Here is a 23,412-nt window from a genome sequence, read left to right as displayed (position 1 = left end):
GCCTACCCTACAGGAGCCCATGGGCCATGCAAGTTACAAGAGACTAACGCGCGACGGCCCGGACATACGCCTGGCAGGCGCGCAAGGCGATCATGGCGTTATCGCCGTCGTCGGTGATGCCGATAATTCGTTGAGCATGCGCCGGGTCAAGTCGGGCTCGCGGGGCGCCATGAACCACGCTGCCGGGGGTGGCGGTGGCTGGCATTGGGCAGCCGCTGGCTGAGTCGCTGGCGTCGAGAAGGACTGACAACCGCACATCAGCAGTGGCCAGACGATCCCGCAGGTGAGCCTGATCACGCTGTGCATCGGAAAGCTCCCGGGTGTGTTGTTGGTCGCTGGCGCTGAGTTGTTGCTCCAGTGCCAGCCGTTTGTCCTGTTCCAACCGTTGTTGACGCTGAGCCGACAGGCTTTGTTGGCTCAGCGCTTCGGCGTGCAGCACCTCCAGGCGCTCAAGTTGGATGCCATACCGCCAAGCCTGTACCTGCCAGGCAATACCCGCCGAGACCGCCGCCAACAGGAAAAAGCCAAGCAGGCGATATGACGTCAGGAAGCCCATAGAACCGCCTTCGCCCGAGCCCACAACTGCATACGGTTTTCCAAGCCATTGAGGCCGCCATTGATACGCCGGGTGATGGTGGTGAACTGGTCCTTGTCAGCCAGTTCGTTCAAGCCATTGCTCTGCCAGAACCACGCGGCGGATTCGCAGGCCCATTGCGGTTGCTCCAGCAACTCCGGTTGCTGCAACAAACGCTCATCGCCGAACAACGCCTGGCTGCATGCCAGGTAGTTGCGCCGGCCGGTGATCTGGATCAGGCCACGGCCACGGTATTTCTGGCCATCGCCATCGGCTTCGGGGGTGTTGCCGAGGCGGGCGGCCAGGGTGCCGGTGTCGTATTTGCTCAGGTATTGATCACTGCCCAGTTCACGTACGTAGCGCAGTTCGCCGGATTCGTGGCCGATTTGGGCGAGGAAGGCGGCGATGCGTTTGGGGGTGGTGATTTGGTGAGCTGCGGTAGCCGCATTTAAAGAAGCTAAAAAAAGGCCCGCTCTAAGGCGGGCTCCAGGCATTACTTGGATAAGTTGGGGAAGGGTTATCTCCATTGATTTCTACTCTCTCACACCGACACGTTTACTGAGTAACAGCATCCAACCAAGGCAATACAACGGGCCGTTTGGCAATCAAGGGGAAGCTCTCAGCCTGGGGCCAGTCACGCAATGCTTGAGTGTATTTGAGCAACTCTTTGAACTGCTCAGTGGAAAGCGTCGTTTTCAATCCCATGTCCAACTGATCACGATGACGATCACTTACCCAACTGATGCGCTGTATTTCTGAATCACGCCACATGCGCTCATTTGCCTGGGCTTCAGCATCGGAAATGACGGGATCGATGTACTCCTGGCACTGCTCACCCGAATCAATCAGTAAACGCACTGCACGATAAACGTCCGGAGTTTCTGCTTCAGTCACATGGTAGGGATAGCCATCCAAGGTGACTAAGTAGCTACCGTCCTTTTTAAGATAAATGTCCTCTATGTTGTACTGCTCAGGACGTTGTTCGTTATCCATTACTGAATCCTCCATGCAAAACCGACACAGTTTCCATTACCTACCGCAGTGCCACCAGCTGCCACTCCGGCGTTGCCACCAAGCGCAGCCCCGTTACCGTTGTAATTGGCACAGAAAAAGGCCCACGTTCCGCCTGCTGGAAGCACACCGCTCCCCCCTATCAAGATCCATTGCCCAGCTACAGGTTTGAGAAAGCTGGAAGCTGAGAGCGCATCGGTAATCCCGTAACCCGCCAGCGTAGTAGCCACGTTCGCTTTACGCGCGGGGTCAAAATTCCCGGAAGTCCAAGCTGTCTGTGATCCCCACATGAGTTCGCCTGCAGAGTTCATCGCCAAAGACCTGGCAATTATCCCCCCCCAGTGAAAGAGCACTCTGGGTGCATATTCAAATCCGCTTTGGGTATTAGTAACTTCTTGGGCTTCTCGAATTTCAATGGCGCCACCCAGCCCATTACTCCAATCCCCCGGTGTTTCTGCAGATAAACTAACCCGCTGACGGCTGGTGCGGCCCACTACAAGGCCATCGGTAATCCCATATCCCGCCAGCGTGGTTGCCTTATCCGCCTTGTTTGTCAGATCCAAATTGGAAGCAGTCCAAACTTTCTGCCCCCCCCATACCATCTCTCCGTTAGCATCCATCGCCAACGCTTTCGCCCAGCGGTCCTTCCAATGAAACATGATTTTCGGGGCGTACTCGAACGTCAGCTTTTTGCTTTCTACCTGTTGAGCCTCACGAATTTCCAGCGCACCACCAAGACCATTACCGGTATCAGTCAAATCACTGGCGGACAAGCTAGGCCGTTGGTCTGTTGTACGTCCAACCAGCAGTGCATCGGTAATCCCATACCCCGCCAACGTCGTCGGTTTATTCCTCAACCTCAACCAATCACTCAAAACGCTCAACGCCTGCGCCAGCTGATCGGTCTTCGTCTCATCCGGCGCAATCCCTGCCGCCGCCAGCACATTCAAAATCTCCTGCGTAACCCCATTTCCCCAAGCCGCCGGAATCAAACTCCCCGGCGTCCCAGTCACCGGGTTCTCATCCACAAACTTGCCATTCACCAGCCCAACGCTGGGCACACTCTTTGGATAATCCACGCTTCTACCCTCTAGTCATAATTGATGTGCACCTGCGTATGAGCAGGTGCGCTGCGATGAATCAGGCACTCCAGGGCGTTCCCCGGATTGACGCCAAACCGCTCTCCCCAATAACTCGCCCCAAACCGCCGCCCCAGGTGCTGGCGGCCGCCGGTGTTGAGCGTCCACATGAAGTGCGCCTGCCAGGTGCCAAAATGCGCAGCGCCGAACCGTGAGCGGCCCATGCGCGGGGCGCGGTGCTCAGTGACACTGGCGTCGGGGTAGCCCTGGCTGCGGGCGATTTCGATGTAGTACGCGGCGCGCTGGCTGCCCACCGCCAACAGGCGTCTACGCACCGCCAGGCGACGGTCGTCGTACAGCGGGCTCAAGCCCAGGCAGGGATCGGGCAGTTGCATCACCCTTTCCCACTCCGGCACCAGTTCGCTGACGGTCGCGGGGTCCATTTCGTTTTGCAGGTCGCAGGCCCGGGCGTCGATGCGTGTGAGTTCTTCGGCGATGCCTTTGAGCACCGTCTCCAACTGCGGCACGGTTTCCAGATCCCAGGCCGGCCCGCTGGGCAACAAGGCGATCAGTTGTTCTTGATACTGGCCAGCGGTTCTTACTCCAGCCATGTGATACCTCCGAACACCAGCAACTGATTGGTCGCGGCTGTAACGTCCGCCAACGGGTTTGTTAGCGTGTGATCGGTCTCGCCGGTCGCGGTACTGATGGCTTCGGCGATATGGGTCAGCAACAAGGTGTCGCCCAAGCCGGCCTCGCGGTTGTGCAGGTCACGCAGTTGGGCCTCGACAGCCGCGCGCACGGCGCTGGTGTCGGGGGTCAGGCGCAGTTGGTAAGCCACCGGTTTCATCACTGGCGCCAACACATACACATCAGCGGTGACGGGCCGCAGCGGCTCGATATGGGCTTGAACCTGCGCCAACTGCGCGGCATTGGGGATCGGCTGCGGGTCGTCGTCACGCATCACGAACACCCCCACCGTCCCTGGCCCCAGGTAATTGCCGCGACACCATGCGCGGGTAATGCCGGGCACTTCGAGGGACCAGGTCTCGTAATCCTGTGCCGAACCGCCCTGGGGGATAACGCGATAGGAACGAATCACCCGCGCTCGCAGCGACTCCAGGGTTTCTCGCGCCACACCGCCGGTCAGCCCCGGCGCGAGCACGGTAAAGGTCGAACCAATACCTTGCAGCGGCTGTACCGCAATCAGGCTCAGCCCGGCATCAGCGTTGCCCAGGGTGCCGGCGTCAATCGCTTGCACGGTGGCAGTGTTGAGGCCCGCATGGGTCGTGGCGGCAGCGGTGACTTTGAAGCTCCGCCCATCACTGCTTTGCAGCACCGTATCCACATCCAGTACCGCGCCCGCCGCCGCGGTAAAACTCACGCTGCCACTGGCGGCCACCGCCGCCTTACGCGCCTGGTTCAACCGCAGCGCGGCGATGCGCTCCAGGGTGGATTCATCCGCGGTATCCGGCAGGATCTGCTCAGCGATCCAATCGAGATAACCGTACAGGCCGAACGCCGCACCACTGAGTGTGCGCGCCAGGACCTGGGCATCGGACTGGCGCAGCGAATCGCTGGCCAGGTCGCTTTGGGTGCGTTTGATCAGCACCGGCAGCGAAGGGGTTTCAAACGGCATAGATCACCTGCCAACTGTTATCAGGGTTGATGTCCAGGCGCTCGCCATCGGCCAGAGTCAGCTGCGTGCGCAGATTGAGCCGCTGGGCGTCGAGGCGTTCACTGAGGACTTCGATGGCGCTGCAATGCCCGTCGTCGATCAGCCATTGCAGGGCCTCGCGGGCATAGAATTCGGCGTCCAGTTGCGTCTGGCGGGTCAGCTTGACCCGGCGCAGCAGCCACAGCCGTGAGCCGATACGGTCGTCGGCCACGCTGGGGAAACTGTCGCCCCACCAGCCAAAGCGCTCGCCATCGTCTACTGCGTCGTCCGGCGCGGCACGGCGCCAGGTGAACAGGCTGATCAGCACCGAGCGGGTCAGGGCATTTTTCAGGTTGTCGGAGACAAACATCACTGGCCTCCCGCCGGCGCGCCGGTCTGGCCGCTGCCGGGCTGTACGCCCACATGCACGTGCCGGATCTGGCTGATGCCGCCGGCAATCTGATCGCCCTGGGAGATGATCTTGCCGCTCTGGGTCAGGGTCGGCGTATGAATGTTCACCGCCTGGCTGGCGCGGATATTCAGGGTGCCGGTTTCAATGTCGATCACCCGCCCGCGCTTGAAGTGAACCTTGTCGCCTTCGTCGGTGTAGATCGCTACTTCGCCCGGCGCCAGGGACTGCAACCGATAGCGACGGTCAGCCACCACCAGCACGATGGCATGAGAGCGGTCCCCGCCCAGGAACGTGGCGATGCCTTCAGCACCGGCCAGCGGGTTGCTGGTAAAACCGTAGGGTTCGAAGTGCTCCATGTCGTCGTTCACTTCGCCTGCGGTCAGGCGCATTTGCAGCGATTGCAGCTTGGTGGCCGAGTGGGCGAGCACGACAGTGCCGCGCGCCAGCAGGCGAGTCAGTAGGCTCATGGAAATTCCTTGATGGTTAAGCGGATGGCAACGGATTGGCATCAAAGGTGGACGGAGGCGCCACCTGCAGGGTGGTGATCGAACCTTGGTCAGAGAGCGACCAGGTGACCTTGGAGATCAGCATGTCCTGGTCAAATCCCAGCACCGGATCGATCACCCGCACCAACAGGTTGTGGTGCCACAAGTCGCCGTTGGACTGCCGCCAGCCTTGCACGGTGTAAGTAGTCGTCAGGGCTTTTCCGGTACGGGTAGCGCGTTCCCAGTCGGCACGTTGCTGGGCCAGTTCGGGCGTCAACTGCGTCGGTTCGCTGATCACCGTGACGCGTTTTCGCGCGGCTTTTTCATCCCGGGAAATCCCTGAAACCTCACTGACCGCCGCTGCACTTTTCTGATCATCGCCCTTGTGCTGGCCGATGACGCGGTACTCGGAAAACACCGAGCCAAAGTCCATCGGTGCATTGGCAGAAAGGATGTTCTTGCCCAGCTCCAGGCTGTCATTCGCACGCCCTGCACTACCGGGCAATGCCAGCACCAGGCGTCCGTCCGCATCGTCGGTGGAGAACACCCGATACAGCGTCAGCAAGCGGTCGATGGATTGGAATACCGTCTCCCCGGGCACGATGCTGTGGGTATGCAAACGTGTGGTCTCGGCAATCTCGCTGTGCACCTCGACGCCATAGGTGGCCGTCAGCGCACGGACGATGCTCAGCACACTTTGCCCGCGCCACTGGCCGGGCTGGTTTATCGCTGCGCAGTCCACCAGGTCCTGCGTCACTGAACCGCCCTGAATACTCAGGCTGATCTGCTGGCCGTCGTAAGTGACGGGCGCCTTGAACACAAAGCCGGTGAGCACCAGATCGCAACCAATGCGCACCTGGCAACGGGCGCCGGGCTTGATCGGCGCTGTCAGGGTTTGCCCGGGCCATTGCCAGGTGATGTTGAGGGTGAAGGTGCGAAATTGACGCTCCAGGTCGGCGCTGATTTCCACGCTTTTCCAGCCGCCATAATCCAAGCCATCTACGGTCAGGGTGACGGCATTGTCCAACTCGTTCATGGGTTACTCCCTGACCACTTGCAGATCCGCCGGCGGCAGGAAGCCCGGATGGGCCACCCGATTGCGCTGCACCACCTCGCCCACTCGCGTCGCGTCACCGAAACGCTGATACGCCAACAGCAAGGCGGGCATGCTGCGCATTGGCGTCAGGTTGACCAGCCGTACACCGGACGATGCCACCGCCGTCAGATGCGTGAACATCTGTTGGCGCAAGTCGTTCAGCGCAACGTAGTGCCCGGCGTCGGCCTTCAATGCGGCTTGCCACATGGCTTCGTTCAGAAGGTCACGCAGCACCAGCACATCGTCAGCCACCGGCACTTCGCGGCGCTGCACCGGCTGTGCCGCCTGTTGCGCCAGGGACGGCGTGGTGCTTAGGGTCACCGCCTTGGTCGCCACCGGTACGTCCGCCAGCCAATGGGCGATCTTCACCCACAACGCGTCCTGTACCAGGTTGGCAGTGGCCTGCACGGCGGCCACGCTGTCCTTGCCGGTGGTCAGCTTTGGCACGTCGATATTCCGAGCCGCTTCCACCTGCTGCGAGAGGTTGGCCAGCATGCCGCGATAGCCGCTGCGGGCAAATGCCTTCAACTCCTTCACATCACCGAGCAAGCCCTTGAACTCGGCGCTCAGCTCCTTGGGCACTTCCTTGATGGCTTTGACCAAGGCATTCAGGTCGCCATACAACTGAATCAGGGGGGCAAACTGCTGCTCAATCACCTGGTAAACCTCTGCCAGTCCATTGCGCAACGCCTGGATGCCCACCCGCGCCTGCTTCACCAGTGCGACGGCCTGCTCAAAACGCAGCACCGCCGACCCCAGCAAACTGTCGGCCGACACCAGCAACAGCTGGCGGGTATTGACCGCCGTAGTGGGAAACTTCAAAGGTTCGTCGGGATAGAACTTCAGGGCAAAGGTCACCAGCCCGCCGTCCTGGCGGGTTTGGGTCATCTCGCATTCGCCGACTTTGACCTGCAACCGTCCAAGCCACGGGTGCACCAGCTCGCCGGCGCCCTCCTCCAGGGCCTTGAGCAACTTGTCACGTTGCTCAAGGCAGTCCTCGCCCACTACAAATGCCGTCAGCTCATGCACCCTGGACTGTTGGCCCAGCCCTTCAAAAAACGGCAGGTCGCGCTGAGGGTATTCGTGCAACTGGCCCTTCTTGCCGACCGGGACTTTTGCCTGGTCGACCCAAAACCCGACGCCACGAAACGACGCCGGCAACAAACGATCACGCCAGCTCATTGGAGCCTCCAAGGGACAGGGAACGGTAGCCGACACGTGGGGTGACGCTCAGGCCGGGCTGGTTGGTTCTGGGCTGGTCGACCCGCAGGCCGGCTGGTGCATTGTCGAAGCTCACCCGCAAGTCGCCATTGAGCTGCGTGCGGTTGTTGGCAGCGGTTTGTTGCAGCAGCGAACTGGAGCTGGACGCCAGGGGTGATACCAAGCCAGGCCCCTTGCGGAACCAGGATGGATTACGCGCGCTTTCGGCATTGCGTTCCTGTTGCTCGGTGGTCAACTCCACCACACTGCCGGTCGCCTGGTTGATCACTTCACCCAGCCCACCGTTGAACAACTTGCGAATCGGCGCGGTGATCACCGCAAGCTTCTCCGACAGCGCGGTGAACCAACTCAGCACCGGGGCCCACATGACTTCAAGTTGCTCCATCGGATGCCAATCGTCGAACAGACCACTCAGCACCACAAAGGCGTCCTGGGCCTGCAACTTGAGATCGCTCCAGATCGAGGCAAATGCGCCGCTGACGCTACCCCAGACGGCAGAGATCTTGTCCAGAGGCGACCAATCGAAGTAACTGCTGACGATGGTAAAAGCCGCGAGCGCGGTGAGTTTGAAGTCACTCCAGATCGCCGCAAACATCTCACTGATCACACCCCAGTTGGCAATGATTTGCCCTTCGGGTGACCAACTGAACAGGCTTTTCATGAACTCGACTACTGGCACGCTCAGTGCTTTGAGCAAGTCCCAGAGGGCCGCAAAAAAGCCGCTCAACGGCGTCCAGTTGTTGACGATCAAACCTATTGGCGACCAGGAAAACAGTGTGGTGAAAAAGCCGACCAGGGGCTGCGCCATCACCTTCAGCGACGTCCACAACCCTGCAAAAAAGCCTGTGATCGGCCCCCACAAGCGCATCACCTGTTCCAGCGGACGAAACGCAAAGACCGTCTGAAAAAACTCGCCCATCGTTCCAATCGCCGACATCACCCGTTCGCCGAGCCCGACAAAAAACGCCGAAATCGGCTTCCAGTTGGCAACGATCAATCCCGCCGCCACGGCAATGCCCACAGCCACCAACACTATCGGGTTGGCGCTGAGCACCAGTTGCATCAGCCCCAGCGCCTGGGACACGCCGGTGACAGCCGTTTGAATGGCGGTAAACGCCACCGCACCCGCTGCGAGGCCCTGCACCAGTTGCGGATTCTCGGTAAGCACTTGGGCCACCGAGGTCAGCAACGGCTCCAGCCCGACCACCACCGCCGTGACGGCTGGCAACAGCGCGGTACCGAAAGCCACTGATACCTTGTCCAGCGAGGCGTTGAAATCCTTCAGGCCCTGCGCCGCCGTTTCGGTAACGCCCTGCCCCACGGCGGTATTCACTTCGCCGACCTCAGCCTTGAACGCCAACGCCGATTTGATGCCGCTGACAAACGGTGCCGCCAGCCCGCCGCCCTTCACCAAACCGGCGATATCCAGCTTGCCGAGACCGGTCTGTTCCAGGTTCTGCCTGAAGCGCCCGACCGTGGCCTGCAGCGCAGCGAGCTTGGGCGACAGCTGGTCGATCCCGGTCAGGCGCACGGCGGTACTTTCTACTTTCTGAGCTTCTGCCATCACTGCACCTGCTGCATCGCATTGATCCGTTGCGCATGCTCCAGGGACTCCCGGAGCGTATCCAAAGGCCTGGCCAGCATCTGTTCGGGGTCAACCTTCCAGAACCAGGCCAGGTCGTAGGCCACCGCAATCAGCTCGGCGACGGAGCCTGCGCCGCACTCATGAAAAAACCGGCGACGGCCCAGCTCAGCGCGTTGAAGTCCACCAGGTCGAGTTGGTTGACCGACGACGGCGGAATACCCGCGCACACCGCGATGTACTTGGCGGCGACGTCGAGGTCCAGACTCACGTCTTCACCCTTGTCGATCTTGTACGGCAGCGCCTTGATCGCCCGTACCTCCTGCACCGTCGGGCGGCGCAGGGTGAGTTCGGTCAGTGGCTCGCCGTGGGCCTCGATGGCCACTTGCAGCTTCACCGTGTCGGTCATTGCCAGGTCCCCTTGATGCCTTCGAATTTCAGCTCGATCACGGCGTCGTCGCCCTTGGCCACCGGCTCTTCCACCAGGTAGGCACCGGCCAGCACATAGACCTTGCCGTTGTTGAATTCGCAGGTGACGGTCATGTCCGTGCCGGCGATCAGTTGCTTCAATGGAAAGTCCGGCGTGTGCAGCGCGGTGACTTTGAAGGACGGGGTGATGTCGGTTTCCTTGTAGAAACCCGGCACCACGGTTTCCCGCTTGACGGCCATCAACGGTGCTTCGCAGCCGCCGTTGATGGTCAGTTGAGCGCCGTCCACTTTGACGTAGCAGGTGCCCGCAATCAGTTGACCCATGATGTTTCTCCCAAAAATAAGCCCGCACTCGGCGGGCTGGAATCAGTTGCGAAAAGCGCGGGGCTTACACCGCCGCGTCGTACTGCAAACGGAACTGGTTGAGCAGCGCAAACACCCGCAGCCCGTTGACGTAATCCGGCGGGAACAGCACGTTGATCCGGCTCGGGTCCTGGCTGTCGCGCTCGACGATCAGGTGCTCGGCGAACAGCTCGGCGTTCTCCACATGACCTTCCAATTCCAGCTTGGCGTACTGGGCGATCAGCTCACCGCGGATAGTGCTCGGGGTGACGATCGGCTGGCCGGCGCCAAAACGCGTGCCGTCTGCGGCGAGTTTGTGGCGCCCGTACTTGCTGGTGATCACGCTTTGCAGACGGCGCACGATAAAGGCCGACTGGTGCAGGGTTTCGCTGTCCAGGTAGGAGTTGTCCGCCTGGCCGAAAGCGTTCTTCTGGTAGGTGGTGATCGCCCGCTGGATGCGCACGTAACCGCCTTCGTAGTAGGCGGTGGCGATGCCGTAGTTGAGCAGCGATTGGCGCTCGGTCAGGGTGAAGCGCTCGCTGGCGTCCGCCGGGTCGAGGCCTGGCAGGCTGCCGCTTTGGGTCGGACGGCTGGCATCGGCGGAGATAAATACCGCCGTGCGTGCGGCCAAGGCGGCTGCCTGGACCCAGAACGGTTGCGGCACGCCCGGCTCCATGGCCTGGATGGTCACGTGCTGGTCGTTACGCCCTTGCCCGGCCGCCACCAGGGTGCCGATGGTGCCGCGCTTGGCGGTGTACACGTGACCGAACAGTTGCTTGGCCCAGGACCAGCGTCCGCTGTTGTCATCCATCACCGCTTGCCAGGCGTTAAGGCTGGAGGTGTCGGCCCACGGCATGCAGATGAATTCAAACGGCTCATCGCCCAGCGCAGCCAGCGCCGCGAGTTGGTCCGGTACACCGGCGCCCGCGGCCATTTTGCCGAGGACAGCGGTCAGGCCGTCAGGGAGTTGTTCACCGTTGCTCTGACCCAGGCGGTTGAGTTGCAGGCTGATGTCGTTGCCACTGTCACCGGTCCATTTGGCGGTCAGGGTGACGGTGCCATCGACGGCTACCGCACTGACCGGCAGGTCGGCACTGGCGTTGATTTTCAACGCCAGGGCGGTGGCGGCAACGGCAGCAGTCGCGCCATTGATCACGGTGGCTTGAACACGGGTGCCACCGACGTACAGGCTGAGGATGCCACCTTGGGTCGCGGCGCCGGTCAGTTTGAGATCGGCCTTGGCCGCGCTGCCTTCAGTACTGTGCAGCGGCAGGCACCAGATCTCGCCCACCGGGTCACTCTTGCGGAACGTCTCGTACATCGACGCCAGCATCGAACCCTGGCCACCGATACGCTTGGCCATGGCCACGCTAGATACCAGCACCAGACTGCCGATTTCCGGGCTGGTGACGTTGTCGTTGACCTGGGCCACGATCAGCCGGCGCAAGGCCGACGACGCACTATTGGCCGCCGAATTGTCCATCTCGGCGTAGAACAGCGGCACACGAATGTCCGCCGGAATATGACTGAATCCAATCGCCATTATTTGGCTCCCTGTGGTTTTGCCGCCTTGACGGCTTTGGTTGTGATGTCGCCATCGGCCAGACGTCGACGCCACCAGGCGTTGTCCGGGACTTCGCGGCCTTCGGCGGGCAACAGATCGCCCGCCTCCGGGTCAGGTACGGCACGGCCGGCAACCGGCAGTACGGTGATGCGTTTGCTCATGGTTTTACCTCGGCAGAAAACGTCATTTCCAGGCGCCCGTCGGGGCCTGGGCGTTGCAGATTGGGGTCGGCCGGGTCGATGGCATCGACCCGCACCGTCACCCCGTTGAAGGACGGCAGAGCGTCCAGCTCAAGCTCGAGCCAGGTTTCGGCTGGCTGTGTGCTGAGGTTGCGTCCCAGTTGGAACTCGGCGAAAAAGCGCAGCCGGTAGAGCCCGCGGGTCTTCGTCAACAGCAGCCAGTCGCCGCCTTCGTATTGGATGGGCTCGTAGAAGCGCTCGGGCTTGAATCCCACCAGGGCGCGCCAGACTTCGGCGCGCAGAGCGTGGAGTTGGTCCATGGCCAGGGCTTGTTGGCCGTCCACCAGGTCGAGTACCAGCACCACGCCAAAATGCTCGCGGATAGTTTGCCGGGTGGTGTTTTGCGAACTGTTCGCGGTGGCTGCGTCAGTGATCGGCGTAACGACCGCAGTGGGTGCACCGGGCAGGGTTTGCAGGGCATCGAGATCGAGGCCAGCGTGCACCTGTTGGTTGAAACCGGGGCAGTGATCACGCAGGTGAGTCAGTAACGGGGTGATCTTCATGGGGGTCACCGGGCAATAAAAAACCCGCTCGGGAGCGGGCTTGGTTAAAGGGGGAGCGGCTAGACCGTCAAACCACTGGCGACAATCGAACTGCGATAGCCCGTCTTCGGCACCCCGGTATGCGTCACCGTTTTGATCGACCACCGTCCTTGCATGTACGTCGGCCAAGTCTCGTCCAGCAGCAAAAGACCTTCGGCCGCCAGCAATGGGTTACCTGGGCAATCAATGGTCAGCGTTCGTCCTTTAAGGCTGGCCCGGCCCAACTCGCGCTCCGCCACCACCCGGGCTTCATTTTCGCTCTGATAGCGCTGGCGCAGGACCGTGAACGGGGCAACTCCGACCTGGACTACTCGCAGCTTGCCTGCCGCCGCATCCCACCAACTGGTTTGGCAGCCGGCGTATTTAGCGCGGGCTTTCTCCTCAAACTTGGCGCTGATAAATGCCTGGTCGCCGGGGCGGTTGTTCAGGGTCACGGAGAGTTTTACCTCCGGCAGCATCTGCCCAGAAAGCGTTTTGACCTGCCCGCTGTCAGCCAGTACATACAGCTCGTTGAAGGGCTTGCTGACCCCACCGTACTTCCCGGCAAGACGGGTGATAAAGGCCATGTCGCTTTCATTGGACTGATCGATATGGGGAATGAAAATACCCTCCAGACTCGGCGCAACACGGGGTGAAAAGCCGTGGCGGGTCACCAGTTGGCGGAACAGCGCCCCCAGGGTCGTCGGCCCGTAACTGGCGGAACGACGCTGCCGATAGCCGGTTTGATCCTGCACACTGAACGGAGCTGCGGTGGCTCCCACCACCAGGCGCATGGGAAACAGGAACGGCGTTAGATGGGTAACCACAAACTCGCCCTTTTCCACCAGCCCCGTCTCCAGGTAGCCCGCCCGAAAACCGATCTTCCCGCTCAGGCTCGGCAAGCCTTCCAGGCCTTCGATGTTGAGGGTGAGTTCCAACTGGTCAGATTCAATACCGGTGGTATCCGTATGGCTCCACTGCATGATTCGCTCGTTGAGCAGGGCCGCGTTGGCGCCGTAGAACTCGACGATCGGGGTAAATCCCATTGCCATGAAACCTCCTTAATCCCAGGCCGACACCGGGCGCACCGCAACCGGGCGCGACTCCACTTCGGGCACGATTACCCAAACACCCGCCGGCAAGACCGGGCCCTGCTCGGCAAGGTCGGGATTCAAGCGCCAGAGGTTTTCTTCAGCCATGTCATCGCAGCGGCCAAGCTCGCGGTAGAGCAGCAGGTTGACCGAGTCACCGGCAATACTTCGCACTCTACGCATTGACGAACTCCTCCAGCACCAGTGTCCAGCCGATCACCAGAGCGGTGCCGTCATCGATTACACAGGACTGTTCTTCCGTGACCGAGGTGATGCGCCACAGTCCCCAGTTACGACCGATACCGTCCACCAATGGCAGCGGCGCCCGACCATTCTGCAGGGCGCGCAGCTCGTCCAGGCGTTGCATGCCCACGGCGTACGCGGCTTTACCTGTGAACGTGAGCTTTTCCAGGTTTTGCCCTTTCTGCCGCGACTGCGGCTTGCTGGCAATAATCTCCAGATTCGCCCAGCCACCGTCCGTGAGGCGGTTGAGACCGGAATAGGCAAACCCGCGCGACAACCCGAAAATAAAATCCCCCAGTACCATTTGCTGTCGCATCAGGCATATCCCCTTAAATCAGTCAGCGATGCGTTACGCCGCACGCTCAAGGCGTCGGTCAGTATCGGTAAGGTTTGGTATTGCAGCGCCTGAATCACGCCATCGATGATGGGTTGGGCATCGGCAAGACTTACACCGCTGATCTGAATGCTTGGCGCGATGGTGATCTGCAGGTTGTCGGTGCTGGCGCTACTGAGTTCCTTGCTTACCGTGTTGGGTGATGGCAGACGATCACTTGGGCCGAACAACTTGTCACCGAGCCAGGTGCCCGCCTCGCTGCCCAACAAACCACCGATGGCGCCGCCGACAGCAGTGCCGACACCGGGAAAAATCAGGGTGCCGATAGCGGCGCCGGCGGAGGCTCCCGCCCAGGCGCCGCCCGCGGTGCTGAGGCCGGAGGCGACCGCTTTTGCGTCGCCATTGCGCACGCCCTGCACCATATCCATGGCGGTGTCGACGTACTTCAACGGGCCGAGGCGGCGGGTGCCTACCGATTCCAGTCTGGCAAACACTCCCGATAAACTCGCGGCCAGGCCTTTGCCTGCACCGCGCGCCACACGGCGGTTTGCCGACGGCGCTGCGTAATTACCAGGGAGGTTGGTCGACGCCTGGGCGGCCTGTTTGGCAGAGAACGGAACAAGCGGCTGGCCCATCGCATTGAGCTGGGGCGCGGCATTTGCCGAGGCGGGAAGATGAAGAGGTTTGAGATCCGCGGCTTTGCCATCGACGGTTGCCTTCGATTCACGCGGAACCGTTTGGCCAGGCTTGGGAAGCTTGACGCGCCGCTTCTTCAAATTCCCGGGGGTGCGCGCTTTGTCTTTCTTGCGGATCGTCTCTCCAACGCTTTCGGGTAACTGTGCGGCCGCCGTTTCAAGTGGGCCGGTGGTGCCAGGGCAACATTGCTTGTCGCCACCCTTGTCCTTGTCTTTATCAAGCCCCCCGTCCTTGAACAGTTTCCCTACTCCGGGAATCCTGCCGAACGTCACATCGACCAGATTGCCGATCACTCGGGTCTTGACCGTATCCAACAGGCTCGAACCCAAATCCTTCCCGATATCGGCCCCGGCCTTGAGGCCCTTGTCCACCCAGGAATCGGAGGCCGTTGCTGGGTCCTTTTGCTCGCCCTTCGGTGCGCCAGCGGCGACATCGACCGTCTTGGTCTCCAGCGAGTGGCCGTTAATGAACAACGTGCTGTTGAGCGTTTCGAGGGTCTCGCGCAGCCGCACCTGCTCCAGGGTCAGGCCGTTGATTTCGAGGCTGGCACTGGCCAGCGCCAGGCTAAGATCCGTCAGTGCGGCAGGCACCGCATCCAGGGAGGCAGGCCCGGTCAAATCCTCGGCCGCCGGTGACAAGTCCCTCGAAAGCCCTCGGTCATACGTTTGCCCGGCAAATGCCAGCGCATAGTTAATCTGCATCCCGCTCTACTCCTGTTTGACGCCAAGGCGAGTGATCGCGATGTCGTAGCGGCGCAATGCTTTTCCGACTTCCCAGTCCAGGATTTCCGCTTCGTTCACCGAGTAAACCAGCGGCACGACGTCGAGGATTACTTCGATGTCGCGCTCCGAAAGAAGGCCGCCGGTTGATTTAAAAAATCGTCGATGCGCTCCTGCAGTTCGGTCCAGTCGGGCACGGTCAGGTCCGCCAGGTCGGGGATCATCAGGCCGGAACAATGGGCAGTGATGAACTCGGCGCGTTCCTTGGCCGTGGTGAGTTTTTTCATCACTTTGGTGGCGCGCAGGGCAGGCATTTCCAGGGTCACATCGGTCAGGGTTCGGCCCGCTGCGTTCAGCGGCAGCAGCAGCTTCACCTGTTCGGTGATGCTGGAGTCGCCAGGCTCACGGGACTCGTCCAGGAAGAACGAGGCCGGGCGGGTCGACATGTCATGCACGTATTGCGCGATGGTCACGTAGTCCGGACGCTTGAGTTGGTCGAGTTCCTTTTCCGACAGGCCGGTGGCGAGTTTCGCCAGTTCGAAAAACTGGTCGTCCTCATCATCACCGGCACGGGCCAGCGCGTCTTTTTGCGCGGCGTAGAACAACGGCTTGAGTTGAATCTGCTCGATCGTCGCGCCAGTGTCGGCGGTGATCGACGACAGCAGGATGTGCAGCGGAGGCATCCAGGCCATGAGTCAATTCCTTGATGAAGTATGGGAGCGGGCAAACCCGCTCCCGGGGGCTTACGGCATCAGTACCGCGCGGCGGGCATCGCCGAGAATGTCGACGCCGTTGAGCACGAACTTCTGGGTACGCACGTCGATGTCGATTACCGGGATGCCGTTTTCCAGGCGGTTGTAGGTGCGGCAGGACAGCTCCAGGGTGGTGGTCGCCTTCTCACCCATCTTCAGCTTCGCTTCCTCCAGGGATTTGAGCTTGCCGCCGACGGTGTGATAGGTGAAATAGGTGCGGCCATCCTGGTCCTGGCCGGCTTCACGCACGTTCAGCAGGATGTCGTCACCCAGGCGCACGCCCAAGGCCAGCATGATTTCCGGGCCGGCGCCTTGCAGGATCAGCTTGGCATTCAGCACCTTGGCGCTCTTGGCCATTTCCTCGGCGATAAAGCGTCCGCCGGCCATGGCTTCCATCTCGAACTCAATCTTCGGCGGAGTGAATTCTTCCACGGTTGCGGACAACGGCAGGCCTTGAAGGGTGGCCGCAATGGCCTGTCTTACACGGTTGGTAAACATTAGAGAACGTCCTCCAGGAACTGCTCGATGATTTCATCGCGGGCGTTGAGTTGATAAATCATGTGTTCGTTCGGCGCGTAGCGGCCGTAGTCGATGACGATGAACCAGGTGCCGTTCTTGTACTTCTCGACACTGTTCAGTTCCGGGTGCAGGTACACGCTGCCGCCGGGGATGGTTTCGTCGGCGACCAGGGTTTGCAGCCAGTCGTTGATGCGCTTGACCTCCTGGTCCATGAACGACTTGGTGAGGTTCTTGGCCATGGCTTTCTGGCCGGCCTTGACCAGCTTGCGGCTGATGGCGTCTTCCAGGCCCACGTAGCTGATGAACTTGCCGGTAATGGAGCGGTTACCCAGCAGCGAGAAACCGCCGAGGATGGTGCGGGCGTAGTAGCTCACGCCGTAGCGGTTGAGCAGGTCGCCTTCGGTGGAGGTGTCGAGGATGTTGTACTCAACCACGCGGGAAACGTCTTCGGCGAAGGTCACCTGATTGCCCGGGCTTTCCCACTGCTTAACCTTGGCCAGTGCAGCGATGGCCAGGGACGACGGGGCCAGAAACACATTTTTCTTCGCGGCCTTGGAGTACACCGACGGCATGTTGTGCACCAGCAGGCAACGGTCGAAACCGAGGTCGGCACCGCCCAGTTCGCCGCTGTAGATCACCTGATCGGCGACGGTTGCGTCCTTGCCATCCAGCACCACACGGGCCTTGATGCGCTTGCCGAAGGAGGCAAATTCGCCGGCCACGGCTTTGGTGCCGGTGAATCCCGGGGCGCCGATGATGGTCAGGTCTTCGGGGACGCTGGCCAGGGAGGCCAGGCCCAGTTTGCGGCCGGTGACCGGCTCTTCACCGCCGATTACGTTATTGAGGGTGTCGGCCGGGGTGGTGCCCTCGTCGACGATCACTACGTAGACCGGCACCTTGACCACTTTGAGGATCTGATACACGGCGTGGAACAGCGTGCCGGTTTCAGCGCCGGTAGGGTCCAGCAGCGCCTGGGTGGTGAAGCTGTTGATGCGGAACGGGGCGTTTTTCGGGATCGACGCGTGGGCGTTGGGGGCAGTGCCCACCAGGCCGATGACGTTATCGCCCAGGCCACCCATGGCCTCGGGGGATTCGGTGGCATTCACGGTGATGCCGTTGTGCTCGAAGTTCAAAACCTCAGCCATGGTTATTCAGCCTTCTTGGGAGTGGAGTTGAGGACGCTGGTGAGTTCCAGACGGCCAGCGGTGCGCAGGGCGGATGCTTCGACGTCCAGCAGTTCCAGTTCCTGGCCGGCGGTAGACCAGTGGCCGTTGCCGGTGGGGAATGGAATGAGGACGGTGTAGGTTTGGCGGTTGAGCATGAGTGGAATTCTCCGGGTGAAAAACGCCAAAGCCCCTGCGAGAGGGGCTTTGGGCGGGCGAAAAAAAACCGCTTTCGCGGTGGGTTATTTCAGGAAGGTGGGTAGTACGGGCCATACAAGCTTCGAAGGCTCTGCCACCTGCTCAGGAATATCACGCAACGCCTTTCGGTATGACGCTACGGTTGTTCGCTGCGCGTCGGTCGCTGGATAGTCCGGCAATTGAGTGAAGTCAGTTGCGCGCAATAGTTGATCGCGACGAGAACGAACGGCTGCCCATTCAATTTCAGGTGTCGGTACCGCAATACCAGCCGCTGGATTCTCGGCGTTAAATGTCTCAGACATGTTCTCTCTCCTTAACTAAAAACCACTGTATCAGCCAGCGAAACCTTGGTTTTGATATCACCCAAATTAAACAGACGGCCATTACCCACTCGCATAGTGTCAATACGGACCGTGGTGTAATATATATTGGGTATCAAAATCCGCATCACAATATTGCCATTAGCATCAACGTAAACAGCAGGTGTCATATTGCCGAAGGTTGAGGCATTGTGCAGTGTTCGGTTCGGTTGATAGCAATACCCAACTAACGTCTCATCGATAATTTTCGCCGTTCCGTAGCTGTAACCTTTGATATTGAACCAGAACATTTCTGAGTTGATGTTGAGGTTCAATGGAATTTTGAAATGCATATAGACATTGACGCTCGAGCCCAAGTCTGTAGACACGAAATCACCTATCGACTGCGCCTCGTAGACACCACCTGTGCCGTAAACATGGCCCTGAAGAATGGTGCTGCGAATGGTCCCAGGATAGTTCGGATCCCCCTCCACATCCTTTAGGCTACGCCACTCATTAAACTGCGCCAACGCGCCGCCCATCGTCGCATTGATACTACCGATTTTTCCATTGACGGCAGTGGTCAAATTGTTCGCCGCCGTCACCAGCGATGTAATAGTCGTTTCTAGACTCACGTTTAATACTCCTTAACTATTTATGCCTTACCGGCCTGATTCCAGTGACATCACACGAAACAGCAATTCAGTATGACGAGCCATGTTGTCAATATTCGCTGTAGCAAGTACTGCAATATCCTCCCCCAACAAAATATTTAGGTTGTCACTCCCCACAACTATAGTCACGCTTTCCGCCGGCAACGGCGAAATATCCAACGTGAACTTCTGCAGCACCCGAGCCGCAGCCGCTTTATACGTCAGCAACTTCCCCGCCACGGAATACACCGCCAACAAGGTCCCACTGGCGAGGTAAAACCCAAACTCACCAATCTCATACTCAGCCTCGCCATCAAACAGCGCGGCCATCCTGAGTTGTCGGTCGCCCAAGTCCTCGTAGTCCACAATGGCGACCCGTTGGCGCTCGTCACGCAGGGCAACTTCGGTGCCGTCGGGGTTGTAGCGGCCAGTACCGGCGCCAATGTGGGTGATTTCGCCTTTCAAGCCCTGGTTCTTTGCCTGCAGCACTTCATCCAATCCCTTGGAGGTGAAGCGCACCAGGCGTGTAATTTCATCTGTCATGGCTGCGCCCTGAGGTCGTAGTCGTTAATGGTGTAGTGCCGGGCTACCCCAGCACTGTTAAGCCGGGCCGCCAGCCCGAATTCAGGCAGTACGCCGCACAGCTGCAACTCGCCATCGCTGAGCGGTGTGTGCGCCACGCTGCTACAAGCAAGTACCCCGTGCAGCTTCACCTCGGGTAACGCCCCGGGCTGGCTCTCATCGCCGATGCTCAACCCTGGATCAGCGGCTGCAGCGACACGTAAACCCTGGGAGGTCTCGTGCACGATGGTGATGGTGGCCAGATCCCGCTCGCTCTTGGCCGCGTTGATGCGGCGGATCAAACGGTTGTGATCACCACTGGACCAACTGCGACCGATGATTGCCTGCACATCAAAGGTGTAGGGCAGACCGGTTGGCCGCTGTTGGTACCAGGCGCTGATATTGGGGGTGAACCCCAGCGATTCGACCGCATAGCTCAGCGCCTTGGGCGTACCGGCCTGACGTTGGATCTGCCAGGACAAGGCCACGGTGAGGCGCTTCTCAGACTCGCTGGCAGCGGCGTCCCATTCACTGACGCCGCGATCAGCGGCCAGGTAGGGAAGGAACTCAACCGGCGTTTGCAGCGGGTTCATCAAGGCGGGAAAGGGTGGCGTCACCCGGTCAAGCAACTGCCCGAAACCCAAGTCCAGTGCCTTCTCCAACGGCGAACTGTTGGCGGGCAGCAAGCTGCCTTTTGTCTCGTTCATAGCGTGCGCACCTCCACCTCGACGCCCGTGCAATACGGGGCCTGGAATGCCGTGGTGACGATCGGCTCCAGCGGCTCAAGAATTTGCAGTTGCGCAGCGCCCGCCGAGTGGATGGCGTAGTCGATCCAGCTCGGGTCCACCCGCCCTTCCAGGCGATGACAAGATTCTGCATAGTCTTGCAGCAGTTTCTGGGCGGCGACTTGAGTGAGCCCGGAGTCCGGGCCGGCGTTGATCTTCGCCACCACGCGGATTTTGTAACGCAGGATCTGAGCCGCCTGCACCGTGACGAGATCCGTTTCCGGGCGCACATCAGGCCGGGCAAAGTGCCGGCGTACACCGTCGAGCAGATCAGCAGAAGGTGTGCCATCCCCGTCTCGGGACAGGACCGTGACCATCACTTCACCGGGCGCGGTGCGACGGCCGTTGCCATCCTTGACCCGCGTCGCGTAACCGTCGGGGTCGAAGGTATAAGTGACCGTCACCACCCCCGGCGTAGCACTTTGCACTTTCACCGATGGACGCTCACCGAGGGTGAAAACCTCCCGGCGATACTGCATGCGCGAGCCTGCTGCGGGAGCGTGTGGCGCCAGGTAGTAACGCAGGCGGGCATCGTCGTCGCTTTCCAGCGTCGGCGGCACCGGCGGGAAAGCCGCCGGGTCACCAGGGTCGAGCACCTGACGCTCCAGGCCCATGTCGGCAAGGCGTGCGTCGAGGTTGCTGCCGGTGGCCCACCACGCCAGCATCTGCTTGATGCGGGCGTTGTATTTACGCTCGTGGGTTTGCAGGCGTACGCAGAAAGCTTCCAATGCCAGCGTCAGCAGTTCGCTTTCGTTCTCCAGGCTGACCTTCAGCTTGGCCGCATTTTCCGGCGCACGAGTCGCGACGTAATCAACGACAAACGCCTTGAACTCCGCCAACAGCGGCTCGAATTCATCGACGGCAATGATCGCTGGCTCAGCCAACTGGTTCTGGCCAGGTATCAGCATGCTCATGTCACCACCTCGAAGGTTTGTTTGCGGTTTTTCCAGGTGCCGGCGAAGCGCAGCAACAGGCCGGCGCCCTGGCGGTTGGCGACGATGACTTGCGGTTCGAAGTCGGCGATGCCGTTCTGCGGGTTGTAGAACGCCTGGGCGGCATGGCTCTGGGCGAGAATCAGCAGGTCATCGCCGAGGTTTTGCCCGAGCAGTTGCGGGATCATCGAGCCGTACAGCGGACGCTTCTGGCGAGTGCCCAAGGGAGTGGTCAGCGCTCGGGTGGCGCGCTGGACGAATTGCAGCCAGTCATCGACCGCCGCCCCGGTGTTTCTATCGATTCCGATCATGGGATGTCCTTATCAGGGGCTGATGACTCGACCTTGGTGGTCCACCACCGGGCCGCTGAAGTGCGCACCGCCGGCGTCCAGCAACAGGCTTGTACCGCCAACTTGCAGCGTGATGGCCTCGGCGCTCATCGTCAGGCTGGCGGCGCCGACCTTGACGTCTACCTGCTCACGGGAACCGGTGAACGTAGTCGGGCCGTTGACCCAGTTGAAAGTGTGGCTGGCGTCGTCGTAGTCGCTTTGTGTGCCGTCTTGATGGCGGCGCCGGGTCAGTGTCGGAACGCTTGAGACCGGCGGAAAACGGTCGCTGTTCAAGCCGAACAACGCCACCGATTGTGCCCCGCCCTCCCCGCCGCCGTAGTTGAGCAGCAAGCATTGCTCGCCCACTGACGGGATGCGGGTTTCCGTCTGCGCACCGGCGCTGGGGTTGAAAAAGCGGATCGCCGGCGTGAGCAGTTCACCGTGGCTGACCTTGCAGGTATTGCTGGCCGCGTCGACCTCCTGGCACACGCCGATGCGGCAAAAACTTTCGGCGCGTCGATACAGGTCTTCGAGCTGGCTCTCCATTTCTGCCAGTCGTTCGACGATCGGTCCCAGTTGCATGCGTAACAGCGCGTCGAACATGGGCTACTCCGCCAGCGGCTTGTATTGGTCGGGGTCGTCGATGTTCGAGACTTCCCAAGTGCAGGCGAACAGCGGTTGGCCTGTGGGATCGTTGAGCAGCGGCGGTCCGATATAGAGGGTTTGGGTGAAACTGACGGTCCAGGTGTCGTAGTCCGTTTCTGCGGTGGTACGTATTGAGGGCGCAGCGACAATATTGGTCGGCAGGTCGCACTGCTCCTGCGGCAGGTTCCAGCGGTTATCCAACACCAGGTCCATCAGTTGGCTGGCCAGGTCGCAGGCATCAAAGGGCAAGGCACCCGGAGCAACCATGGCCTTGAGTAAAATCCCCAGGGCGTGGGCCTTGCGCCCTTCGCGGGAGCGAATGCCCGGGCCATTGCCTTCGACCGTGATCAACACGCCGGTGTTATCCGCGGTGCCCTGGAAGTCCTGATGATTGCCGACCTTCAGATTCGGAAAGGCAACGCGCAACGCCTCGTTGATGGCCTGGGGCAGTTGGGAAGGTTTTTCGATGAGTGTCATTTAAGTTGCGTCCTTGCAACGGTTAATGCGGGTCCCGGCCTGGGCCTTCGTTGACGCCGATGCGCTTGGCCGCCCAGCGTTCATAAAGGCCGATGGCCACGTCGGCACCGGCCATGGCGGTCAGGCAACCAATGGCGCCGGCCGTCCAGATCGACATGCCGGCGGCGTAGCACAGCATCAGGGCTGACACCCCGCACACCATGCAGGCCCCGGAACGCAGGGCCAGGCGCCGCACCAGCGACCAACCGCGGGCGCCCTCCTTGTCGGCGCGCCACATTTCTCCGGATACACCGCCGATCAGGGCCAGTGCGATCACCAACCAGATAGGCATTTCCGCTAACGCTTGCTGCTCGTTTGTCATGTCACGCCTCCTGGCTGAGCATTACCGGCGCAGTGCCGGGTTTTGGGTAATTCCATTTATAGGTAGGCATTCCAAAAAGCCCGGTTGCCCGGGCTTTTCAGTAATGATTTCCTCGAACTTTCGGCGCTACTGGCGCGGTACGGTTCTTTCCTCAATGTTTTTCCGACCACGATCCCTGTCTGCCGGATAACTGCTTCTGGTGCTTTACGCTGCACACCCGGGCCAGTTGCCAACCCTCTGAACCGTTAAGGCCGGTTCATCGCTGCCTGTTCTTGAAGCGGTTTGAAACTAAAGAGCGTCGGCATCCTTGCCGGTGTTGCCTGGCATCCGTGCCATCGCTTCGATGGCGTCCTTGCCGGTGTTGCGTAACGTCCTTGTCTTCCTTGGCAGCATCCTTGCCGCCTCCACCAGGCCTTCTTGGCTGGCTTGAGACGAAGAATATG

34 protein-coding genes are annotated in these 23,412 nt (G+C 60.6%); all 34 read right to left on the bottom strand.

Going from position 1 to position 23,412, the window contains the following annotated elements:
• Positions 1-43: 43 nt before the first annotated feature.
• Positions 44-556 carry a lysis system i-spanin subunit Rz gene (locus BLU46_RS22710; RefSeq protein ID WP_093205572.1) on the bottom strand — a complete coding sequence of 171 codons (513 nt, stop codon included), beginning with the start codon at positions 554-556 and terminating at the stop codon, positions 44-46.
• Positions 544-1,101, bottom strand: a complete 558-nt coding sequence (locus BLU46_RS22705; RefSeq protein WP_093205568.1) for a glycoside hydrolase family 19 protein — start codon at positions 1,099-1,101, stop codon at positions 544-546. Before BLU46_RS22705 ends, BLU46_RS22710 begins: the two co-directional genes overlap by 13 nt.
• Before the next feature lie 28 nt (positions 1,102-1,129).
• Positions 1,130-1,567, bottom strand: coding sequence for a phage tail assembly chaperone (locus BLU46_RS32920; protein ID WP_157721310.1), 438 nt, complete (start codon positions 1,565-1,567; stop codon positions 1,130-1,132).
• Positions 1,567-2,664, bottom strand: a complete 1,098-nt coding sequence (locus BLU46_RS33255) for a hypothetical protein (RefSeq protein WP_231988829.1) — start codon at positions 2,662-2,664, stop codon at positions 1,567-1,569. Before BLU46_RS33255 ends, BLU46_RS32920 begins: the two co-directional genes overlap by 1 nt.
• A gap of 11 nt (positions 2,665-2,675) precedes the next feature.
• A complete protein-coding gene (locus BLU46_RS22690; RefSeq protein WP_017480161.1) occupies positions 2,676-3,275 on the bottom strand; it encodes a YmfQ family protein in 600 nt (199 codons plus the stop codon).
• Complete coding sequence (locus BLU46_RS22685) at positions 3,263-4,303, bottom strand: baseplate J/gp47 family protein (protein ID WP_093205564.1); 1,041 nt, start codon at positions 4,301-4,303, stop codon at positions 3,263-3,265. The genes BLU46_RS22690 and BLU46_RS22685 overlap by 13 nt, the downstream gene beginning before the upstream one ends.
• Positions 4,293-4,691, bottom strand: a complete 399-nt coding sequence (locus BLU46_RS22680) for a phage GP46 family protein (protein WP_093205561.1) — start codon at positions 4,689-4,691, stop codon at positions 4,293-4,295. Before BLU46_RS22680 ends, BLU46_RS22685 begins: the two co-directional genes overlap by 11 nt.
• Complete coding sequence (locus tag BLU46_RS22675) at positions 4,691-5,200, bottom strand: phage baseplate assembly protein V (RefSeq protein ID WP_093205560.1); 510 nt, start codon at positions 5,198-5,200, stop codon at positions 4,691-4,693. Before BLU46_RS22675 ends, BLU46_RS22680 begins: the two co-directional genes overlap by 1 nt.
• A 16-nt stretch (positions 5,201-5,216) precedes the next feature.
• On the bottom strand, positions 5,217-6,254 hold the full coding sequence (locus tag BLU46_RS22670; RefSeq protein WP_093205559.1) for a phage baseplate assembly protein: 1,038 nt from the start codon (positions 6,252-6,254) through the stop codon (positions 5,217-5,219).
• Positions 6,255-6,257: 3 nt separating this feature from the next.
• Positions 6,258-7,496 (bottom strand): DNA circularization protein, encoded by a 1,239-nt coding sequence (locus tag BLU46_RS22665; protein WP_093205558.1) that lies wholly within the window; start codon positions 7,494-7,496, stop codon positions 6,258-6,260.
• Positions 7,483-9,099 (bottom strand): phage tail tape measure protein, encoded by a 1,617-nt coding sequence (locus BLU46_RS22660; RefSeq protein ID WP_093205556.1) that lies wholly within the window; start codon positions 9,097-9,099, stop codon positions 7,483-7,485. The genes BLU46_RS22665 and BLU46_RS22660 overlap by 14 nt, the downstream gene beginning before the upstream one ends.
• Entirely contained in the window at positions 9,099-9,224 is a 126-nt protein-coding gene (locus BLU46_RS33375; RefSeq protein WP_010170085.1) for a hypothetical protein, read from the bottom strand. Before BLU46_RS33375 ends, BLU46_RS22660 begins: the two co-directional genes overlap by 1 nt.
• A gap of 5 nt (positions 9,225-9,229) precedes the next feature.
• Positions 9,230-9,526 (bottom strand): phage tail assembly protein, encoded by a 297-nt coding sequence (locus BLU46_RS22655; RefSeq protein WP_017480155.1) that lies wholly within the window; start codon positions 9,524-9,526, stop codon positions 9,230-9,232.
• Positions 9,523-9,870, bottom strand: coding sequence for a phage tail tube protein (locus tag BLU46_RS22650; RefSeq protein ID WP_010170089.1), 348 nt, complete (start codon positions 9,868-9,870; stop codon positions 9,523-9,525). The genes BLU46_RS22655 and BLU46_RS22650 overlap by 4 nt, the downstream gene beginning before the upstream one ends.
• Before the next feature lie 64 nt (positions 9,871-9,934).
• Complete coding sequence (locus BLU46_RS22645; RefSeq protein WP_093205553.1) at positions 9,935-11,431, bottom strand: phage tail sheath subtilisin-like domain-containing protein; 1,497 nt, start codon at positions 11,429-11,431, stop codon at positions 9,935-9,937.
• Positions 11,431-11,613 carry a DUF2635 domain-containing protein gene (locus tag BLU46_RS22640; protein WP_017480153.1) on the bottom strand — a complete coding sequence of 61 codons (183 nt, stop codon included), beginning with the start codon at positions 11,611-11,613 and terminating at the stop codon, positions 11,431-11,433. The genes BLU46_RS22645 and BLU46_RS22640 overlap by 1 nt, the downstream gene beginning before the upstream one ends.
• Complete coding sequence (locus tag BLU46_RS22635; protein ID WP_093205551.1) at positions 11,610-12,194, bottom strand: phage tail terminator protein; 585 nt, start codon at positions 12,192-12,194, stop codon at positions 11,610-11,612. Before BLU46_RS22635 ends, BLU46_RS22640 begins: the two co-directional genes overlap by 4 nt.
• Positions 12,195-12,253: 59 nt before the next feature.
• Positions 12,254-13,264, bottom strand: coding sequence for a contractile injection system protein, VgrG/Pvc8 family (locus tag BLU46_RS22630; protein ID WP_093205549.1), 1,011 nt, complete (start codon positions 13,262-13,264; stop codon positions 12,254-12,256).
• A gap of 9 nt (positions 13,265-13,273) precedes the next feature.
• Positions 13,274-13,486 (bottom strand): tail protein X, encoded by a 213-nt coding sequence (locus tag BLU46_RS22625; RefSeq protein ID WP_093205547.1) that lies wholly within the window; start codon positions 13,484-13,486, stop codon positions 13,274-13,276.
• Positions 13,479-13,862, bottom strand: a complete 384-nt coding sequence (locus BLU46_RS22620; RefSeq protein ID WP_093205545.1) for a phage tail protein — start codon at positions 13,860-13,862, stop codon at positions 13,479-13,481. Before BLU46_RS22620 ends, BLU46_RS22625 begins: the two co-directional genes overlap by 8 nt.
• The gene (locus tag BLU46_RS22615; protein ID WP_093205543.1) at positions 13,862-15,277 is read right to left on the bottom strand and encodes a tail tape measure protein; all 1,416 of its coding nucleotides are present in this window, start codon (positions 15,275-15,277) and stop codon (positions 13,862-13,864) included. Before BLU46_RS22615 ends, BLU46_RS22620 begins: the two co-directional genes overlap by 1 nt.
• A gap of 128 nt (positions 15,278-15,405) precedes the next feature.
• A complete protein-coding gene (locus BLU46_RS22610; protein ID WP_093205541.1) occupies positions 15,406-15,987 on the bottom strand; it encodes a phage tail assembly protein in 582 nt (193 codons plus the stop codon).
• A 51-nt stretch (positions 15,988-16,038) separates the two neighbouring features.
• Positions 16,039-16,545 carry a phage major tail tube protein gene (locus BLU46_RS22605; protein WP_093205539.1) on the bottom strand — a complete coding sequence of 169 codons (507 nt, stop codon included), beginning with the start codon at positions 16,543-16,545 and terminating at the stop codon, positions 16,039-16,041.
• Positions 16,545-17,711, bottom strand: a complete 1,167-nt coding sequence (locus tag BLU46_RS22600; protein WP_063027466.1) for a phage tail sheath protein — start codon at positions 17,709-17,711, stop codon at positions 16,545-16,547. Before BLU46_RS22600 ends, BLU46_RS22605 begins: the two co-directional genes overlap by 1 nt.
• Before the next feature lie 2 nt (positions 17,712-17,713).
• The gene (locus BLU46_RS33070) at positions 17,714-17,887 is read right to left on the bottom strand and encodes a hypothetical protein (RefSeq protein WP_172834548.1); all 174 of its coding nucleotides are present in this window, start codon (positions 17,885-17,887) and stop codon (positions 17,714-17,716) included.
• An 84-nt stretch (positions 17,888-17,971) separates the two neighbouring features.
• The gene (locus BLU46_RS22595) at positions 17,972-18,229 is read right to left on the bottom strand and encodes a tail fiber assembly protein (protein WP_093205536.1); all 258 of its coding nucleotides are present in this window, start codon (positions 18,227-18,229) and stop codon (positions 17,972-17,974) included.
• Between the two features lie 11 nt (positions 18,230-18,240).
• Positions 18,241-18,861, bottom strand: coding sequence for a hypothetical protein (locus BLU46_RS22590; RefSeq protein WP_093205533.1), 621 nt, complete (start codon positions 18,859-18,861; stop codon positions 18,241-18,243).
• A gap of 27 nt (positions 18,862-18,888) precedes the next feature.
• Positions 18,889-19,422, bottom strand: coding sequence for a hypothetical protein (locus BLU46_RS22585; RefSeq protein ID WP_093205530.1), 534 nt, complete (start codon positions 19,420-19,422; stop codon positions 18,889-18,891).
• The gene (locus BLU46_RS22580) at positions 19,419-20,147 is read right to left on the bottom strand and encodes a phage tail protein I (RefSeq protein ID WP_063027460.1); all 729 of its coding nucleotides are present in this window, start codon (positions 20,145-20,147) and stop codon (positions 19,419-19,421) included. The genes BLU46_RS22585 and BLU46_RS22580 overlap by 4 nt, the downstream gene beginning before the upstream one ends.
• A complete protein-coding gene (locus BLU46_RS22575; RefSeq protein ID WP_093205527.1) occupies positions 20,144-21,139 on the bottom strand; it encodes a baseplate J/gp47 family protein in 996 nt (331 codons plus the stop codon). The genes BLU46_RS22580 and BLU46_RS22575 overlap by 4 nt, the downstream gene beginning before the upstream one ends.
• Positions 21,136-21,468: a phage baseplate protein gene (locus BLU46_RS22570; RefSeq protein WP_010170122.1), complete on the bottom strand. Its 333-nt coding sequence runs from the start codon at positions 21,466-21,468 to the stop codon at positions 21,136-21,138. Before BLU46_RS22570 ends, BLU46_RS22575 begins: the two co-directional genes overlap by 4 nt.
• A gap of 12 nt (positions 21,469-21,480) precedes the next feature.
• Positions 21,481-22,089 (bottom strand): phage baseplate assembly protein V, encoded by a 609-nt coding sequence (locus BLU46_RS22565; protein WP_093205524.1) that lies wholly within the window; start codon positions 22,087-22,089, stop codon positions 21,481-21,483.
• A gap of 3 nt (positions 22,090-22,092) precedes the next feature.
• Complete coding sequence (locus tag BLU46_RS22560; protein ID WP_093205521.1) at positions 22,093-22,608, bottom strand: ATP-binding protein; 516 nt, start codon at positions 22,606-22,608, stop codon at positions 22,093-22,095.
• A gap of 22 nt (positions 22,609-22,630) precedes the next feature.
• Positions 22,631-22,969 carry a phage holin family protein gene (locus BLU46_RS22555; protein ID WP_093205518.1) on the bottom strand — a complete coding sequence of 113 codons (339 nt, stop codon included), beginning with the start codon at positions 22,967-22,969 and terminating at the stop codon, positions 22,631-22,633.
• Between the last annotated feature and the right edge of the window lie 443 nt (positions 22,970-23,412).

Origin of the sequence: Pseudomonas yamanorum (genome assembly GCF_900105735.1) — a bacterium.
GTDB classification, from domain to species: domain Bacteria; phylum Pseudomonadota; class Gammaproteobacteria; order Pseudomonadales; family Pseudomonadaceae; genus Aquipseudomonas; species Aquipseudomonas yamanorum.
This window is presented reverse-complemented; position numbering and strand designations above follow the sequence as displayed.

What these genes read in the sequence shown, in the direction of transcription:
- BLU46_RS22710 (WP_093205572.1), bottom strand. Translation starts at nt 556, where the DNA reads ATGGGCTTCCTGACGTCATATCGCCTGCTTGGCTTTTTCCTGTTGGCG.
- BLU46_RS22705 (WP_093205568.1), bottom strand. Translation starts at nt 1,101, where the DNA reads ATGGAGATAACCCTTCCCCAACTTATCCAAGTAATGCCTGGAGCCCGC.
- BLU46_RS32920 (WP_157721310.1), bottom strand. Translation starts at nt 1,567, where the DNA reads ATGGATAACGAACAACGTCCTGAGCAGTACAACATAGAGGACATTTAT.
- BLU46_RS22690 (WP_017480161.1), bottom strand. Translation starts at nt 3,275, where the DNA reads ATGGCTGGAGTAAGAACCGCTGGCCAGTATCAAGAACAACTGATCGCC.
- BLU46_RS22685 (WP_093205564.1), bottom strand. Translation starts at nt 4,303, where the DNA reads ATGCCGTTTGAAACCCCTTCGCTGCCGGTGCTGATCAAACGCACCCAA.
- BLU46_RS22680 (WP_093205561.1), bottom strand. Translation starts at nt 4,691, where the DNA reads ATGTTTGTCTCCGACAACCTGAAAAATGCCCTGACCCGCTCGGTGCTG.
- BLU46_RS22675 (WP_093205560.1), bottom strand. Translation starts at nt 5,200, where the DNA reads ATGAGCCTACTGACTCGCCTGCTGGCGCGCGGCACTGTCGTGCTCGCC.
- BLU46_RS22670 (WP_093205559.1), bottom strand. Translation starts at nt 6,254, where the DNA reads ATGAACGAGTTGGACAATGCCGTCACCCTGACCGTAGATGGCTTGGAT.
- BLU46_RS22665 (WP_093205558.1), bottom strand. Translation starts at nt 7,496, where the DNA reads ATGAGCTGGCGTGATCGTTTGTTGCCGGCGTCGTTTCGTGGCGTCGGG.
- BLU46_RS22660 (WP_093205556.1), bottom strand. Translation starts at nt 9,099, where the DNA reads ATGGCAGAAGCTCAGAAAGTAGAAAGTACCGCCGTGCGCCTGACCGGG.
- BLU46_RS22655 (WP_017480155.1), bottom strand. Translation starts at nt 9,526, where the DNA reads ATGACCGACACGGTGAAGCTGCAAGTGGCCATCGAGGCCCACGGCGAG.
- BLU46_RS22650 (WP_010170089.1), bottom strand. Translation starts at nt 9,870, where the DNA reads ATGGGTCAACTGATTGCGGGCACCTGCTACGTCAAAGTGGACGGCGCT.
- BLU46_RS22645 (WP_093205553.1), bottom strand. Translation starts at nt 11,431, where the DNA reads ATGGCGATTGGATTCAGTCATATTCCGGCGGACATTCGTGTGCCGCTG.
- BLU46_RS22640 (WP_017480153.1), bottom strand. Translation starts at nt 11,613, where the DNA reads ATGAGCAAACGCATCACCGTACTGCCGGTTGCCGGCCGTGCCGTACCT.
- BLU46_RS22635 (WP_093205551.1), bottom strand. Translation starts at nt 12,194, where the DNA reads ATGAAGATCACCCCGTTACTGACTCACCTGCGTGATCACTGCCCCGGT.
- BLU46_RS22630 (WP_093205549.1), bottom strand. Translation starts at nt 13,264, where the DNA reads ATGGCAATGGGATTTACCCCGATCGTCGAGTTCTACGGCGCCAACGCG.
- BLU46_RS22625 (WP_093205547.1), bottom strand. Translation starts at nt 13,486, where the DNA reads ATGCGTAGAGTGCGAAGTATTGCCGGTGACTCGGTCAACCTGCTGCTC.
- BLU46_RS22620 (WP_093205545.1), bottom strand. Translation starts at nt 13,862, where the DNA reads ATGCGACAGCAAATGGTACTGGGGGATTTTATTTTCGGGTTGTCGCGC.
- BLU46_RS22615 (WP_093205543.1), bottom strand. Translation starts at nt 15,277, where the DNA reads ATGCAGATTAACTATGCGCTGGCATTTGCCGGGCAAACGTATGACCGA.
- BLU46_RS22610 (WP_093205541.1), bottom strand. Translation starts at nt 15,987, where the DNA reads ATGGCCTGGATGCCTCCGCTGCACATCCTGCTGTCGTCGATCACCGCC.
- BLU46_RS22605 (WP_093205539.1), bottom strand. Translation starts at nt 16,545, where the DNA reads ATGTTTACCAACCGTGTAAGACAGGCCATTGCGGCCACCCTTCAAGGC.
- BLU46_RS22600 (WP_063027466.1), bottom strand. Translation starts at nt 17,711, where the DNA reads ATGGCTGAGGTTTTGAACTTCGAGCACAACGGCATCACCGTGAATGCC.
- BLU46_RS33070 (WP_172834548.1), bottom strand. Translation starts at nt 17,887, where the DNA reads ATGCTCAACCGCCAAACCTACACCGTCCTCATTCCATTCCCCACCGGC.
- BLU46_RS22595 (WP_093205536.1), bottom strand. Translation starts at nt 18,229, where the DNA reads ATGTCTGAGACATTTAACGCCGAGAATCCAGCGGCTGGTATTGCGGTA.
- BLU46_RS22585 (WP_093205530.1), bottom strand. Translation starts at nt 19,422, where the DNA reads ATGACAGATGAAATTACACGCCTGGTGCGCTTCACCTCCAAGGGATTG.
- BLU46_RS22580 (WP_063027460.1), bottom strand. Translation starts at nt 20,147, where the DNA reads ATGAACGAGACAAAAGGCAGCTTGCTGCCCGCCAACAGTTCGCCGTTG.
- BLU46_RS22575 (WP_093205527.1), bottom strand. Translation starts at nt 21,139, where the DNA reads ATGAGCATGCTGATACCTGGCCAGAACCAGTTGGCTGAGCCAGCGATC.
- BLU46_RS22570 (WP_010170122.1), bottom strand. Translation starts at nt 21,468, where the DNA reads ATGATCGGAATCGATAGAAACACCGGGGCGGCGGTCGATGACTGGCTG.
- BLU46_RS22565 (WP_093205524.1), bottom strand. Translation starts at nt 22,089, where the DNA reads ATGTTCGACGCGCTGTTACGCATGCAACTGGGACCGATCGTCGAACGA.
- BLU46_RS22560 (WP_093205521.1), bottom strand. Translation starts at nt 22,608, where the DNA reads ATGACACTCATCGAAAAACCTTCCCAACTGCCCCAGGCCATCAACGAG.
- BLU46_RS22555 (WP_093205518.1), bottom strand. Translation starts at nt 22,969, where the DNA reads ATGACAAACGAGCAGCAAGCGTTAGCGGAAATGCCTATCTGGTTGGTG.